14 protein-coding genes are annotated in these 14,888 nt (G+C 58.2%); 1 reads left to right on the top strand and 13 read right to left on the bottom strand.

Annotated features, from left to right (window positions below; genetic code table 11):
• Window positions 1–119: 119 nt before the first annotated feature.
• Together BCV73_RS02155 and BCV73_RS02150 are read right to left on the bottom strand one after the other, a co-directional pair.
• Complete coding sequence (locus BCV73_RS02155) at window positions 120–1,286, bottom strand: DUF4349 domain-containing protein (protein ID WP_089545798.1); 1,167 nt, start codon at window positions 1,284–1,286, stop codon at window positions 120–122.
• A 157-nt stretch (window positions 1,287–1,443) separates the two neighbouring features.
• The gene (locus tag BCV73_RS02150) at window positions 1,444–2,196 is read right to left on the bottom strand and encodes an SDR family NAD(P)-dependent oxidoreductase (protein ID WP_089545797.1); all 753 of its coding nucleotides are present in this window, start codon (window positions 2,194–2,196) and stop codon (window positions 1,444–1,446) included.
• Between the two features lie 284 nt (window positions 2,197–2,480).
• Between BCV73_RS02150 and BCV73_RS02145 the strand changes: the two genes are divergently transcribed.
• Window positions 2,481–3,155: a TetR/AcrR family transcriptional regulator gene (locus BCV73_RS02145; RefSeq protein ID WP_089545796.1), complete on the top strand. Its 675-nt coding sequence runs from the start codon at window positions 2,481–2,483 to the stop codon at window positions 3,153–3,155.
• A gap of 87 nt (window positions 3,156–3,242) precedes the next feature.
• Here the strand turns inward: BCV73_RS02145 and fba are convergent, their stop codons facing one another.
• From fba to BCV73_RS02090, 11 genes are all read right to left on the bottom strand, one after another.
• On the bottom strand, window positions 3,243–4,106 hold the full coding sequence (fba, locus tag BCV73_RS02140; RefSeq protein ID WP_089545795.1) for a class II fructose-1,6-bisphosphate aldolase: 864 nt from the start codon (window positions 4,104–4,106) through the stop codon (window positions 3,243–3,245).
• A gap of 22 nt (window positions 4,107–4,128) precedes the next feature.
• Window positions 4,129–5,133, bottom strand: a complete 1,005-nt coding sequence (locus BCV73_RS02135) for an ROK family protein (RefSeq protein ID WP_089545794.1) — start codon at window positions 5,131–5,133, stop codon at window positions 4,129–4,131.
• 30 nt (window positions 5,134–5,163) lie between these two features.
• Window positions 5,164–5,949, bottom strand: coding sequence for a DeoR/GlpR family DNA-binding transcription regulator (locus BCV73_RS02130; RefSeq protein WP_076170516.1), 786 nt, complete (start codon window positions 5,947–5,949; stop codon window positions 5,164–5,166).
• Window positions 5,950–5,969: 20 nt separating this feature from the next.
• Entirely contained in the window at window positions 5,970–7,031 is a 1,062-nt protein-coding gene (locus BCV73_RS02125) for an SIS domain-containing protein (RefSeq protein ID WP_089545793.1), read from the bottom strand.
• 280 nt (window positions 7,032–7,311) lie between these two features.
• On the bottom strand, window positions 7,312–8,268 hold the full coding sequence (locus BCV73_RS02120; protein ID WP_373309524.1) for an ROK family protein: 957 nt from the start codon (window positions 8,266–8,268) through the stop codon (window positions 7,312–7,314).
• A 32-nt stretch (window positions 8,269–8,300) separates the two neighbouring features.
• Window positions 8,301–9,005 (bottom strand): copper homeostasis protein CutC, encoded by a 705-nt coding sequence (locus tag BCV73_RS02115; protein WP_089545791.1) that lies wholly within the window; start codon window positions 9,003–9,005, stop codon window positions 8,301–8,303.
• Window positions 9,002–10,459, bottom strand: coding sequence for a leucyl aminopeptidase family protein (locus tag BCV73_RS02110; RefSeq protein ID WP_089545790.1), 1,458 nt, complete (start codon window positions 10,457–10,459; stop codon window positions 9,002–9,004). The genes BCV73_RS02115 and BCV73_RS02110 overlap by 4 nt, the downstream gene beginning before the upstream one ends.
• 42 nt (window positions 10,460–10,501) lie before the next feature.
• Window positions 10,502–11,935 (bottom strand): dipeptidase PepV, encoded by a 1,434-nt coding sequence (pepV, locus tag BCV73_RS02105; RefSeq protein ID WP_089545789.1) that lies wholly within the window; start codon window positions 11,933–11,935, stop codon window positions 10,502–10,504.
• Window positions 11,932–12,951, bottom strand: coding sequence for an ABC transporter ATP-binding protein (locus BCV73_RS02100; RefSeq protein ID WP_089545788.1), 1,020 nt, complete (start codon window positions 12,949–12,951; stop codon window positions 11,932–11,934). The genes pepV and BCV73_RS02100 overlap by 4 nt, the downstream gene beginning before the upstream one ends.
• Window positions 12,948–13,958 (bottom strand): ABC transporter ATP-binding protein, encoded by a 1,011-nt coding sequence (locus BCV73_RS02095; protein WP_089545787.1) that lies wholly within the window; start codon window positions 13,956–13,958, stop codon window positions 12,948–12,950. Before BCV73_RS02095 ends, BCV73_RS02100 begins: the two co-directional genes overlap by 4 nt.
• A gap of 12 nt (window positions 13,959–13,970) precedes the next feature.
• Window positions 13,971–14,885, bottom strand: a complete 915-nt coding sequence (locus BCV73_RS02090) for an ABC transporter permease (protein WP_244879341.1) — start codon at window positions 14,883–14,885, stop codon at window positions 13,971–13,973.
• Window positions 14,886–14,888 lie beyond the last annotated feature (3 nt).

Raw genomic sequence — 14,888 nt, 5'->3', positions numbered from 1 at the left:
CAACGCATACGTTAAATCAATTGATTTCATCTTGCGTCATTATTAAGAGGTATATACCCAAAAAGATACCGGGCGCAATCAGGTGCGTCCGGCTCTTTTCTTCCATCCATGGGATGGCCTTATTTATGGGGGTCAGCATCGGGGTCAGAGTCGGGATCGGGTTGCTTGGGAGCTTGCTCGATTCGTTCCGCCCGTGTAGGATCCGATTCTTCCTGCTGCTGTTCTATAGGACCGTCTGTAGGACCGGCAGGTCTATGGCGCTCCTCTTTCCATGTCTTCCTCCGCGCGGCGGCTTCAGCCCGCTGCTGCTTCCGGCCTTTGCGGACGATCCAGACGATCAGAAGCACGATCGCAGCAAGAATCAGAACAGGAACGGCTCCCGACAGGATGACGATGATCCACTGGACAATCTGCGTCAGCACGTCCATGCTTCCCTGCAGCGCATCGCCCGCACGCTGGCCAAGGGGGGCCTGCTGGCGATCAGGCTCGGCTTTGGGCAGCGTTTTCTCCGGCTGGTAAATGCGCAGCTCCACCGTGGAATAAGACACATTCTGATCGATATAGCGCATGCGGCCCTTGATCTGCTCGATTTCTTCCTGAACCCTCTCCAGCTCTTTGGCAAACGCCACGAGGTCGCTAGTCTTTGTCGCCTTTTTCATAAAAGCGATATACTGCTCCTCCATCACCTGCTTAGCCTTCAATCTCGCCTGCAAATCCACGTATTCTTCGGACACGTCCTGGCCTTCAATGCTGCGCTGAAGGGAATCATGCTTGATCTGCTCAAGCCGATTCAAAAAGGACGAGAAGCCCGATGCAGGAACCTTGAGGATAAAGGTACCTCCCCGTTCGCTGGCTGAATCCGTTTCGGAAAAATTGACGATATAACCGCCCGACAACGTTACCATATTTCTCACTTCGGTCTGCGCCTTGGCATAGTCCTGAATCTCCATTACCAGATGCGCCTTATAGATGAGCTTCTTGTTTAACCCGCCGGCCAGATCCTGGGCAGTGAACCCGGCTTCAGGCGCAGTGTCCGCCTCCAAAGCCTTTACCGTATCGGCCTGCTTCGGGTCGGCCGAATCCGCCGATGTCTGCACAGATGTCGATGCTGCCGTGGATTTTTGGTCCTGAACCGCTGCGGTGTTCGCCGCATGGTCTGAAGCCGCGGAGCTTTCGACGGTTCCGCCGGCGCTGCTGGCGCTGTCCTTTGAACTCCCGGACGAGCAGCCGGTTACCAACAGAATGACTAACATGAATGCGGCAAGCCATGACCCCCAAGTGCGCATACTTCATTCCTCCTCAGAAATGGAAAATATTTTATATTTTCCTATCTAACGTCAAGAGGACTCCGAAGGTTGCGGGCAAAAAAAGAAAAAAGCCCTCGGGTATACCCCGGAAGGCTATTTATGCTTCATCCAAGCGTATGGATTTGCCGAATAAAAATCAGGTCGCGGATACGCCGCCGTCGATGGCCAGCTCGGCTCCGGTAATAAAAGAGGATTCGTCGGATGCCAGGAACAGCACGCCGGCCGCAATGTTCTCCGGTTTGCCCAAGCGAGGCAGCGGCGTTTTGGAGCGGAACCAGCCCGTCATCTGGTCGTTGGCAAACAATCCTTCGGTCATCGGTGTTTCAATGTAACCCGGATGGATCGAATTACAACGGATATTGTCCTTGCCGTAATCCACAGCCACCGCCTTCGTCAGCATCCGGACAGCGCCCTTGCTTGCGGTGTAAGGCCCTGCTCCGTTGCTCCCCGTGAGACCGGCAATCGAAGAAATGTTGATGATGGAGCCTCCGCCACCGCGCTGCATCACCGGTACCACGTATTTCAAACCGAGAAAGCTGCCTGTCAGGTTGATGGACATGACCTTGTCCCAATCCTGCATGGACGTGTCTACGAGCGATTTGGCCAGTGAGATGCCGGCATTATTGACGAGAACGTCGATTGTGCCGAACGCTTTGACCGTTTCGTCCACGATATGCTGCCACTCCTCCTCGGAGGTAACGTTATGACGGAAGCCAATAGCCTCTCCGCCCCGCTGTTTGATCTCTTCCACGACAGCCTGGATTTTGTCCTCCTGAATGTCGGTGACGACCACCTTGGCGCCTTCCTGCGCCAACAGAACGGCGTCCGCCTTGCCCATGCCTCCGGCTGCGCCGGTGACGATCGCTACTTTCCCCTGTACTCTGCCCATATTGTTAAGACTCCCTTCCCCTATTTGCTCCAAGATGATTACGAACGAGGCAACATACAGCCCATATTGGGCGTGCATGACCTTGCAAAACCAAAGGTCGTGATAGTAACACTATCATGACAAAACCAATTATATCACCGTTTGTTTTTCCCTTCAATCTTTCCCGCGGTCATCCCATGGATTCCCGGACCCTGCACCTGGACAGCGTTGACTTCTCCGGGTGGTTTTGATAGCATTTTTTACGATTTTATCTTTTCACCCGGAAGGCGAGTTGACTCACAATTATGGATCCGAAGACTAGATGGGAACAGGAACGGCTGGAAGGTAAAAAAGCGAGAGAGAGCAGCATTATCGAGGCAGCGGAGCGGGTTTTTAACCGCAAAGGGATCGACAAAGCGACGATGCGGGATATCGCCGCAGAAGATAATGTGGGGATCGCCACGGTGTTCCGGTATTTTCCCAAGAAGGACAAGCTGATCGTGGCGGTCGCCACGCATTTGATCAGTCTGGAGGAAGAGGCGTTCCGGGCAATTGCCGCCACACCGGTGACAGGCATCGAGAAGCTTGAAGCGCTGCTGGATCATTTCCTGAATCTCCAACTGCCGGAATTGAGCAGCAGGAGCCGGTACCTTGAGGCGTTTGAGAGCTATGCCGCCCAGCAGGCCGAGCCGCTGGAGGATATCCAGCAGTACAACGACGTCCACCGCAAGGTATCCGATGCGTTCGCCGAAATCATTGACAGCTGCACCCAGGACGGTTCAGTCCGCTCCGATCTCCCCATAGAGGAAACCCTGTCGACCGTGGTCAATGCATTCGGCATATTTTCGAAAAAGCTGTCACTGCAGCGCAGCATCGTCATGTTCGAGTCCATCGTCAGCGCGGACGTCCAGCTGGACCTGCTGAAACGGATGTTTCTCGACTATTTGCGGAACCCGGAATCCGCCGCTTCAGATTTATAACATCCCATGAATTTAAAAAGCCTGCTTTCCCGGCTCCCCGGGCCCTAAGCAGGCTTGTTTCATTTATTTTGTGAATGGCTTTGGCGTTTAGAAGTCCCGCGCCCGTCCGGCGCAGCCGCACAGCTGCATTTTCTCAATGACGGCCGCTTTCAGCGCCTTCTTGGCAGGCACCATGTATTTCCGCGGGTCGTTCTCATCCGGGTTCTCGGCAAAGACATGCTTGATGGCGTCGGAGAACAGGATGCGCAGTTCGGTAGCCACATTCATCTTGGCCATGCCGAGACTGACCGCCCGCTTCACCTGCTCCTTCGGAATGCCGGAGCCTCCATGCAGGACGAGCGGAACATCAACGGCTTCGGCGATGCGTCCGATCCGGTCGAAATCAATATTCGGCGTCCCTTTGTAGATGCCGTGGGCGGTGCCGATCGCAGGGGCAAGCGTATGCACGCCGGTGCGCTCCACGAATTCGGCGCATTCTTTCGGATCGGCGAGCAAGGCGTCGCGTTCGTCGACGACGATGTCGTCCTCGACGCCGCCGACCTTGCCGAGCTCCGCCTCCACGTTGATGCCAACGGCGTTGGCGGCTTCGACCACCTTCTGGGTCATGGCCACATTTTCCTCAAATGGGGAATGAGACGCATCGATCATGACGGACGTATAACCCGCCCGGATACAGCTGATAATGACGGAAAATTCGTTGCAATGATCCAAATGAAGTGCGATGGGCACGCTGGCGCGGTCCGCCGCCACCCGGGCGGCAGCAGCGATATAATCGGCCCCCAGATGCTTGACGGTCCCCACCGTAGACTGGATAATGAGCGGCGACTGTGCTTCTTCGGCCGCCTCGACCACAGCCTGCAGCATTTCCAGTGTATGCACGTTAAAGGCCCCAATGGCGTAATGTTTGGCCCTTGCTTCTTGCAGTAAAGACGTAGACGAAACGAGTGACATGGTGTTTTCCCCTTCCCGTTTGTTATGCCTTGCTGTCCTGTATTGATCCGCTCAATGCGGTATATTTATGCTTTGCGTACATGGCGCTCCCGGTCACGCCCGCATCGTCGTTATGCATGGCGGGAACGATCTTGAGCCGATCGCGGTAATCAGGCAGGATCCGGCTCATCAGCTCCCGCTCCAGCGGCTTCATAATACGGTCTCCCGCCAGCGCCCCGCCGCCACCGATAATGATCATCTCCGGGCTGTTCAGCGAAACGGCGTAGGACAGCGCCCGGCCGAGCAGCGAACCCGCCCGCTCCAGAATGGAAACGGCCAGCGCATCACCCTGATCGTACGCCCGCGACAAATCCGCCGCCGTCAGCTCCGCGAGGCGTTCGCCCGGAAACCAGCTGCGGAGCACCGTCGGCTCACCGGACTCTATCGCTTTCCGGGCCTGCCGCACCATACCGGAGGCGGAGGCGTAAGTCTCCAGGCAGCCCGTCAAGCCGCATGGACACGGATCGCTGAGCCCCTCCATGACGATATGCCCCAGCTCCCCGGACATATGGCGGAAGCCGTAGAACAGGCTCCCCTCATTCACCATGGCCGAGGCGATTCCTGTGCCGATCGTCACGCCGATGACGTGGCCGGTGCCTGCACCGGCTCCATACAGCGCTTCGCCAAACACATACGTTCTGACATCGTTATCGATAAATACCGGCAGCTGCAGCCTGGCCTTCAGACGGCTGGCGGCCGGAAGGTCACGCCAGCCGAGGTTGCCGGCAAACTTGGCGATGCCTTCCTCGGGATCGACCAGCCCCGGCAGTCCGATTCCCGCTGCCGCGAGCGTTACAGGCTGTCCGTCTTCCCCGCGGTACGAGGCGACCGCTTCCTCGATCATTGCGGCGATTCGCTCCAGTACCGCATCCGGACCGCGCCCGGCTTCCGTCGGCCGCTTCAGCTTATGAACCACTTGTCCGGCGGAAGATACCAGACCGCATACGATATTCGTTCCGCCGACATCGACTCCCGCAAACACTTCCATGCTGAGCACCTGCCCTTATTTCACAGAATGTTATTGCGCGACATGCACCTGCACCCCGGATTCTTTCAACCGGCTGCGGAGCTCCTCCCCGGGATCCGCATCCGTAATGATTCCGTGCAGGGCCGCCACGGGCGCCACCTGGAACAGGGAATTGCGGCCGTTCTTCGTATGGTCAAATACGGCGATGGTGCGGTTGGTGCGCTTCATCATGATCATCGCCGTATTCGCTTCAAGCTCGGAATAAGTGCTGGCCCCCTGTTCCGCCGAAAAACCGTCGATCCCCATAAACATCGTGTGAATGTTGATCGCCTCCAGCGTCCGCTCGGCAAGCGGTCCGCACAGCTCGAAGTTTTTGCTGCGCAGCATGCCGCCGGTCAGCACGACCTGAAGGTCTTCGTTCTCCGACAGCTCCATCGCAATATTGACGGCATTGGTCACCACCGTAATATTGCGGCGGTTCTTGAGTGCCCTCGCAATGAGATACGTCGTGGTCCCGCCCGTCAGGCCGACCACGTCCCCCTCTTGCACGAGGGAAGCCGCCATGGCGGCGATTTTTTCCTTTTCCTGGTACAGCTTGTTCTGCTTCTCGTGAAATGGAATTTCCCTTCCGGCGGTGATGCCCGCGGATTTGGCGCCTCCGCCCATCGTGCGGATGACCCGTCCCGATTTCTCAAGCGCCTCCAGATCCCGGCGTGCCGTAGCCTCAGAGCATTTGAAGCGGGCCGTCACCTCCTGAAGGGAAATAGAGCCGTGCTGCAGGATGTAGTCCAATATCTGTTCCCGGCGTTCTTCTTTCGATCCATTTCGTTCACTCAAAGCGATTCTCTCCTTATGGTTTAAATTTTGACCACCTGGGTCAAATTCCGCGGGCTGTCCGGATTTCTCCCCTCCCGCAGTGCGGTGTAATACCCGATATATTGAACCAGCGGCATGTACAGCACCGCTCTCGCCTCATCGGACAGCGCCCGGCCTCCTGTCTCGAACACGAGATCGGCAAAGCCGGTGTCTCCGCCCTTGTCCGCGGTAATGATAACAACATGCGCGCCGTATTCTTTCATCTCCTGGGCTACCTTGATCTCATAGTCCCTTGCGGTTTCCGACAGCAGCAGGCAGACCATCGTTCCCGGCTCGACGACCGATTTCGGTCCGTGCCGGAATTCCATCGTGCCGAAGCTTTCCGTCCAGACGCAGGACATTTCCTTAATTTTCAGGCAGGCTTCCTGCGCCAGCCCGTAATAGGATCCCATGCCCAAATATATGAATTTGTTCAGCTCCGGATGGTCGGAAATCAGTTCTTTGGCGGCTTCGTCCGCCTTGGCTACCACACCTGCGCTGAGCTCCACGGCTTCCTGAAGCTCCTTCAGCTGCTCCGTCTTACCGGCAGCGCTAGCCATCGCCGCTTGGAGCATAAAAGTCATGCTGCTAAAAGACTTCGTCATGACGGTGCTTTTCTCCTTGCCGAGCGGTGACAGTAAGTATGGAGCGAGCTTCGCCATTGTGCTTTCCTCATCGCAGGTGATGCTGCAGATCGTCCAATCCGGCAAATCCTTCACCGATTCCAGTGCGAGAATAACCTCCGTCGATTCTCCCGAACGGGAAATCCCGACGAGCAGCACACGTTTTCCGGGCGGAACCGCCTGCTCCCGGAACAAAAAGATTTCGGATGACGGATAGGCTGCACCGCTGCGCCCCGTCCATTTGCGGAACGTGGATGCGGCGGTCTGCGCCAAATAATAGGAAGTCCCCGACCCGATAAAAATCACTTCATCAAACGAAGAATTGCCGATAAACTGGGAGATCCAATCCTGCTGCGCCTCTAGCTGCTTCCAGGCAGCCGCCAGCGCATCGGATTGTCCGCCGATCTCTGGATACGTCAGTACGCCTTGAGTCTGTGCCAATGAATATCCACCCCGATCTCATCATATTGGTAGTATTGCGGTTGTTTCTATTGGCATTATATTGCAATACATTGAAATATTCAATCATTAAATTGATATAAAATTGCAAAATAAGCTCCCGATTAGGATCGACGCACCCTCTTCAAAACTCAGCAGCTCCAACAAAAAAAGGGCAAATCCATAACATGTATGGATTTGCCCTTTCCTTTTAACTCATATCAATGCTGCCTCTTTAAAATGCACGCATAATGCATAAGATGGCGGCTAATTTTTCAGCCGTCTATTCCACAAACAGGGCTGCAGCCCCGATAATGCCCACATCGTCTTTGAGTTCAGCGGGTTTGATGGCGTAAGTGCCCCGATAAGGCTCCATGACCAGCTCCCCGGTCTTCCCGCGGAGCGGCTCGAAGAAGGCAGCCCCGGCGCGGCTGACGCCGCCGCCAATGACGATGCAATCCGGATTGAAGCTGTGAATGATGTTCATGAGTCCAAGGCCCGTGTAATGTATAACCTGCTCCAGCGTCTCTTGGGCCAGCTTGTCGTTCATCGCCGCGGCTTGAAACACATGCTTGGCGCTCAGCGGCACGCCTTCCGCTTCGGCCAGCACGGTCATCTGCGTCATGCCTTCCGCAGCCGCCGCAGCCGCCTCGGACGCCTGGCGGGCGATGGCCGTCCCCGAAGCGTAGGTCTCCCAGCAGCCCCGCTGGCCGCAGCCGCACAGCGCCCCGTTCGGGTCGACCACCGTATGACCGAGCTCGCCCGCGAAGGAGCTTGTCCCCAGGTACAGCTTCCCGTCAAGAACCAGGCCCGAGCCGATGCCGGTGCTCAGGGTGACGTAAACCATGCTCTGTGCCCCGCGTCCAGCACCGTACACGTATTCTCCCCATGCCGCCGCGTTCGCGTCATTGATCAGCTTGGCCGGCACCTGCAGCCGCTTCTCCAGCTCCGCCTGCAGCGAAATGCCGTTCCATCCGGGCAGGTTCACCCCGTTGCGGATGATTCCCCGGCGGGTGTCGACCGCCCCCGGGGAGGCCAAGCCGACACCGGCGATTTCGTGTTCTCCACTCACTTCCGTTATCGTATCTACGATCGCCTGAATGACCTCTTCCGAGCTTTTCAGCCCTGCGGTCGCCTTCTGGCTCCGGGCCAGCATCCGTCCGCCGGCGTCCAAAAGCCCTGTTGCGATTTTCGTTCCGCCGAGATCCACCCCGACGATCATCTTAGGTTGTTTGTCCAATGATTTCACCACAGTAATCGAGTATTTTGTTGTTACCCTGCTGACTTTGCGATGGATTTCACCGTCTGCGCCGCCGCCTTCACCCGCTCGGAATCGAGCGGCAGCAGGTAATTCCCTTCCGCTCTCAGCGCCGAGCCGAAATGGACCTCAGTCACGCCCGTCTTCTGGACGAACTCCGATAACCCAGGTACGGTCAAACCGTATCCAGCCAAGATACGGATGCCGGTTCCGGCTGATGCCTCGACCAGTGCTTGGATGCGGTCCGTCGACTCCGGCGCGGGCCGCGGCCCTCCGGAAGTCAGAATCCGGTTAATCTGCGGATATGCCGATAACGTCTGGAGCGCGCCGAGCTGATCGTCGATTTCGTCGAAGGCCCGGTGAAACGTCACGTTCAGACCGTCGGCCTCCTTCAGCAGCATTTCCAGCGCTTCGGTATCCACCGTGCGGTCCGGTTTTAGCGTTCCAAGCACGATTCCCGCCGCTCCGCACTCTTTGATAAAAGCGATATCCTCACGCATCGTCAGCAAGTCGTATTGGTCGTAGACGAACGACTGGCTGTGCGGCCGGACCATGACATGGACCGGAATGCTCATCAAGCCGACGACCTTGCGGATCATGCCCGGACCCGGCGTCAATCCGCCTTCCATAATGCCCGTCACCAGCTCCAGGCGGTCCGCACCCGCGTTCTCGGCGACGAGCGCGTCGTACAAATTGGTTGCGATCACTTCCAGCTTCACTCCGCAGTGCCTCCATTTCCAGAATTGGCCTGTTCCGTCACAAAATCGGCCAGCAGCCGGACTCCGTAACCGGTAGCCCCGGCAGCTTTATACCCCCGGTCCGCCGGGACCTGGGACGTATTGGCCATGTCGATATGGCACCAGCGCGCCTTAGAGGGCACAAACCGCCGCAGGAACAAGGCCGCCATATTGGCTCCCCCATAAGGGCTGGAGGCCAGGTTGGCCAGGTCGGCGTACGGGCTGCCCAGGAGCTCCTCGTCCTCATCGACGAGCGGCAGGCGCCAGATCGGGTCGCCGTTCTTGCTGCCGATCCGCATCAGCTGCTCGGCAAACCCGGCGTCGCCCCAGATGCCGGCCACCCGCAGCCCCAGTGCGTGTCCCACCGCACCGGTCAGCGTCGCAATATCGATGATCCGCTCGGCTCCGTTCCGGGCGGCGTGCAGGATGGCGTCGGCCAGGATCAGCCGTCCTTCGGCATCCGTGTTGACCACCTGCACGGACAATCCGTTCGGATAGCGGATCACATGCGACGGCAGGATGGCGTCCCCATCCGGCACATTTTCCGCGATCGGAATGAGCGCCGTGATTCTCGCCTTCACTTCCAGCCGGGTGAGCAGGTCCATCGCGCCGATGACAGCCGCGGCCCCGCCCATGTCAAAGCGGGCGTCGCTCAGATCCCGGGCGACCTTCAGGTTCATGCCGCCCATGTCAAACGTGATCCCCTTGCCGATCAGCGCAAGATGCGGGGCGTTAGAATCGCCGAAGTATTCGATCTCCACCATGGCCGGCGGATGCTTGCTTCCGCTGCCGACAGCCAGCAGGCCGTTCATCTGCCGCTGCTTCAGCTCCTCGCCCTGGTACACGTGAAGCTTCACGTTCCGGCCGGCGAAGACCGTCTTGATCCGCTGCACGAAGCTGGCCGGATGAAGATCATTCGGGGCCTCGTTGCACAGGTCCCGGGCCAAGGCGACCGCTTCGGCCCGCGCACGTCCGAGCCAGGCCGCCTCCGCATAGCTGCGCTCGGCATCGGACTCGATCCGAATCCAATCCACCTGCCCCTTCTTGTGGCGCGATGTATATTTATCGAACACATATGTGCCCAGAAGCCATCCTTCGGCCCAGGCGACGGCCGCCTGCTCGGGCCATTCGCCTTCCCCGAAAATGTCACGGAGGGCCGTACCGTCGATCGACGCGGTTCTCAAGGACGCCTTGCGGATTTCGCGGCCCGCCCCGCCGGCGGCTTCCCGCAGCGCCTCCATGCCGAATTTGTCCCGGCTGCCCAGACCGACGACGAGAATATCCTGCTCCCCGTGCCGTCCGTAAAACCAATGGACGGCGCCGCGGCCGCCCATCCCTTCGCGAAGGGTGAGCCCGGCGGGTTCGCCTTCGCTGTCCTCAAACACCGGATAGATCGTTACATCCGCCGGTTGCCCTGTTCCTGATATCAATTCCATCAGCTGTACATTCCTTTACAAGAATTTTGGTTAAGCCGCAGATTATAGGTTCAGATTGGCCAGCTCATGCATCGCCCGGGCATAGATTGCCGTCGAGCGAATCAGTGCGTCGATGTCGATATGTTCATTCCTTTGATGTGCCGAATTGGCCATGCCCGGAAATACCGGGCCGAAAGCGACGCCGTTTGCGATATACGCCGCATAAGTTCCGCCGCCGGTGGACAGCAGCTCGGCCGGCTGCCCCGTCTCCGCCTCGTATACCCGCTGCAGCGCTTCGATCATCGGATGATCGTCCGGCACACAGTGCGGATGTTTCAAGCTCGGCGGTTCGATCTCAAGGCCGCAGGCTGAGGCCCGGACCGCGATGTTCTCCAGAATATCCGCTTGATTGCCGCAAACCGGATATCTCAGGTTGATGTGAAAATACGATTCTCCTTCCGGATCATACTGCAGCAGCCCTGTGTTGACCGTCAGCGGTCCGGTGATCTGGTCTTCCATCGCAATGCCGAAGGCACGCCCGTGGATATCGCCATACATCAGCGCATCGACCGTATGGAGATAATGCTCCGCACCCGAAGGGAACGAGAACTCCTTCAGAAAATGGATCAGCTTGAGGCCCGCATTAATGCCGAGCTGCGGCTCCATGCCATGGGCCGTCTTACCGGTTAGCGACAGGCTCGCCGTCTGCCCGTCCGCATCGATCTCAAAGCTTCCCTTCAGCCCTTCCGACGCGCAGTAGTCCTCATAAGCCTTCTGCATCGCACCCAGGCTGCCTGCATCTCCCGCTACCTCGGCGCGCGCCCCTTCAGGCACGCTGTTGGCCACCTCGCCGGCCGTGAACAACTGCAGCCGGTACTCGGAGCCGGACGAATCGCTCTCCTCGATCGGCTTAAAGAGCAGCCGGGTATTGATCTGCCCCTTCTCTGCCCGAACGATCGGAAAATCGGCATCCGGCGTAAATCCGCAAACCGGTGCCGGCTCCAGCTCGTTATATTTCTGCATGCACTTCCCTGTCCGCTCCTCGTCCGTTCCAAAAATAAGGCGGATCCGGTGCTTCAGCGGAAGCCCCATGTCTTTGACAATTTTGAGTCCGTAAAACGCAGCCATTGCCGGGCCTTTATCGTCCTCAGCGCCGCGCGCAAAAATTTTGCCGCCCCGGACGGACGGCTCGAACGGAGGGGTCGTCCACTTCCCGGATGCCGGAACGACATCCAGATGGCTCAGAACGGCCACATAGTTCTCGGCCGATTCCGGGCCGAATTCGGCGTAGCCAACATATCCGTCCAGGTTCCGGACCCGGAAGCCTTCGGCCGCGCACAGGTCCAGCATATATTGCAATGCCTCCGCAACACCTTGGCCCATCGGCTGCCCGGGGCCGCTGGTGTCCGGATCATAAACACTGTCGATTCTCAGAAGTCCGGACAGATCTTCAATCAAGGCCTCTTCCCGCTCTTCGGCCATCTCGTACCAGCTCATGCGCCGGCTCCCTCCTTATTTACAGTCATCTTTTTACTTGGATCATACAGATGGCAGGCTACCCAGTGCCCTTTTTCCGCTTCCTGCCATACCGGCGTTTCCGCAGCGCACAGCTCTGTAGCAAACGGGCAGCGCGTCCGGAATCGGCATCCGCTCGGCGGGTTGATCGGGCTTGGCAGGTCTCCCTGCAGCACCATTCGTTCCCGGCCGCGCTCCAGCTTCGGATCAGGAATCGGAATCGCCGAAAGCAGCGTTTTGGTGTATGGATGCAGCGGATTCTCAAACAGCTCGTCGCTGCTCGTAAGCTCCACCATGCCCCCGAGGTACATCACCCCGATGCGGTCGCTGATATGCTTCACCATCGACAGGTCATGGGCGATGAACAAATACGTTAATCCCAGCTCCTGCTGCAGCTTCTTCATCAGGTTCACGACCTGTGCCTGGATCGAAACGTCCAGCGCCGAAATCGGCTCATCGGCGATCACGAACCGCGGATGAACCGCAAGCGCCCGGGCGATGCCGATCCGCTGGCGCTGGCCGCCAGAGAATTCGTGCGGGAACCGCTCAGCGTGGCTGCGGTTCAGTCCGACCGTCTCCAGCAGGTCGTAGACCATCTGCTGGCGCTCCTTGCGGTTCTTGGCGATGCCGTGGGCATCAATGCCTTCGGCGATGATGTCGGTCACCGTCATCCGCTGGTTCAGCGACGCATACGGATCCTGGAAGATCATCTGGATGCTCCGGCTCAGCTTCTTCCGCTCGGCATTGGATTTACGGCCGTGCACCGCCTCGCCGTCAAAGCTGACCGTCCCCTCCGTCGCTTCATAGAGACGGATCAGCGTGCGGCCCAGGGTCGACTTGCCGCAGCCGGACTCGCCGACAAGACCGAAAGTCTCCCCCGGATAAATGTCGAACGAGACGTCGTCCACCGCTTTCAGAATCTGTCCGCGGCCCACGTCAAAATGCTTCTTCAAATGCTTGACCTCGACCAGCGGTTTTGTCCCCTTCTCATGCTTCATGGCCGATCACCTCCCGCAAGCGGACTCTGCACTTTCGGCGCCCGGCTGTCCTGCAGCCAGCAGGCCGCGCGGTGCGTCTCCGAGTGTTCTGTATATTCTGGCATATATTCGTGGCAAATTTCCATGGCGTAAGGACAGCGTGCCGCAAACGGGCATCCCTTGGGCGGGTCGCTGAGGTCCGGCGGCGTGCCGGGAATAGCCGTCAGCTCCTCCGATTTCTCATGCAGCTTCGGCATGGAAGCGAGCAGCCCCCAAGTATACGGATGCTTGCCTTCATAAAAGATCTCGTCTACCGTACCGGTTTCCACGATTTTACCGGCGTACATGACCGCTACGCGTGACGCCATATTCGCGACTACGCCCAGATCGTGCGTGATCAGCACGATGGACGTGTCCAGCTCCTGCTGCAGCTTCTTCATCAGCTCCAGAATTTGCGCCTGGATCGTCACGTCAAGCGCAGTCGTCGGCTCGTCGGCGATCAGCACCTTCGGGTTGCACGCCAGCGCAATCGCGATGACCACGCGCTGGCGCATGCCTCCGGACAGCTGGTGCGGATACTGCTTCAGCCGCTTGTCCGGATTCGGGATGCCAACCTGGTTCAGAAGCTCCACCGCCCGCCGGTTGGCTTCCGCACCGCCGAGCTTGCGGTGCTTCTTCAGCACCTCGGTGATCTGCTTGCCGATCGTCATCGTCGGGTTTAGCGACGTCATCGGGTCCTGAAAGATCATCGAGATGTCCCGGCCCCGGATATCCTGCATCTGCTTTTCAGGCAGCGACGCGATGTCCTTGCCTTCAAAACGGATCGAGCCGTGTTTAATTTTTGCGGACTTCGCCAGCAGCCTCATGATGCTTTTGGAAGTCACCGATTTGCCGGAGCCGGATTCCCCCACGATCGCCAGCGTCTCGCCCCGGCCCAGGGAAAAGCCTACGCCGCGCACGGCCTGCACTTCGCCCGCATATGTGAAAAAGCTGACCTGCAAATCCTGCACTTCGAGCAAGTTGTCCATTCTCTCTTCCCCCTATTTCCGCATTCTCGGATCCAGCGCATCCCGCAGCCCGTCACCCAGAATATTGAACGTTACCATGATGAGGACGATGACAATCGAAGGGTATAGCAGCAGGTATGCCTGCGTATTCAAGGATGCGAAGCCGTCGTTGATCAGCACCCCGAGCGAAGACATCGGCGACTGAAGTCCAAGGCCGATAAAGCTCAGGAACGCTTCGGTAAAGATCGCCGACGGAATCGTGAACATCGTGTTGATGACGATGATGCCGATCGTATTCGGAATCAAATGCTTTGTAATGATGCGCCCGGTGGGCGTGCCCAGCGTACGGGCCGCCAGGACGAATTCCTGCGACTTCAGCTTCATAATGTGTGCCCGGACCAGCCGGGCCATGTTGACCCAGCCCGTAATGGACATCGCGACCATGATGGTCACAATCCCCGGCTTCATCACCATCATCAGCAGAATAATAATGATCAGGCTCGGAATCCCGGTCAAAATTTCGACGATCCGCTGCATCACGTTATCGACTCTTCCTCCAAACAGGGCGGAAATGGCGCCGTAGGCAACCCCGATGACGAGGTCGAGCGCGGCGGCGAGCACGGCGATCAGGAGCGATACGCGCGTTCCCTGCCATACGCGGGCCCATTGATCCCGGCCGAATTTATCAGTGCCGAACCAATGATCGGCGTTCGGTTTTTGATAGACGGCATTATAATCGGTAGAGTAATAGTCGTGATGTCCGATCCACGGACCAACGATCGCCAGCAGCAGCATGATGACCAGGATGACCAAGCTGACGATCGCCGCTTTGTTTTGTCTCAGCCGTCTCCAGCTGTCCTGAAAAGCCGTCAAGGATTTGCCCGAAATCTTCTCCCGTTCGTCCGGCTTTGCGGCGGCCGGCTTAAACAGCGCATCCACGTTATCCATTTG

Source organism: Paenibacillus sp. SSG-1 (assembly GCF_002224835.1).
Lineage (GTDB): Bacteria > Bacillota > Bacilli > Paenibacillales > Paenibacillaceae > Paenibacillus_AQ > Paenibacillus_AQ favisporus.
This window is presented reverse-complemented; position numbering and strand designations above follow the sequence as displayed.

Bases quoted from the DNA above. Each gene is read 5' to 3' on its own strand.
- BCV73_RS02155 (WP_089545798.1), bottom strand. From the start codon at position 1,286: ATGCGCACTTGGGGGTCATGGCTTGCCGCATTCATGTTAGTCATTCTG.
- BCV73_RS02150 (WP_089545797.1), bottom strand. From the start codon at position 2,196: ATGGGCAGAGTACAGGGGAAAGTAGCGATCGTCACCGGCGCAGCCGGA.
- BCV73_RS02145 (WP_089545796.1), top strand. From the start codon at position 2,481: ATGGATCCGAAGACTAGATGGGAACAGGAACGGCTGGAAGGTAAAAAA.
- fba (WP_089545795.1), bottom strand. From the start codon at position 4,106: ATGTCACTCGTTTCGTCTACGTCTTTACTGCAAGAAGCAAGGGCCAAA.
- BCV73_RS02135 (WP_089545794.1), bottom strand. From the start codon at position 5,133: ATGGAAGTGTTTGCGGGAGTCGATGTCGGCGGAACGAATATCGTATGC.
- BCV73_RS02110 (WP_089545790.1), bottom strand. From the start codon at position 10,459: ATGGAATTGATATCAGGAACAGGGCAACCGGCGGATGTAACGATCTAT.
- pepV (WP_089545789.1), bottom strand. From the start codon at position 11,935: ATGAGCTGGTACGAGATGGCCGAAGAGCGGGAAGAGGCCTTGATTGAA.
- BCV73_RS02100 (WP_089545788.1), bottom strand. From the start codon at position 12,951: ATGAAGCATGAGAAGGGGACAAAACCGCTGGTCGAGGTCAAGCATTTG.
- BCV73_RS02095 (WP_089545787.1), bottom strand. From the start codon at position 13,958: ATGGACAACTTGCTCGAAGTGCAGGATTTGCAGGTCAGCTTTTTCACA.
- BCV73_RS02090 (WP_244879341.1), bottom strand. From the start codon at position 14,885: ATGGATAACGTGGATGCGCTGTTTAAGCCGGCCGCCGCAAAGCCGGAC.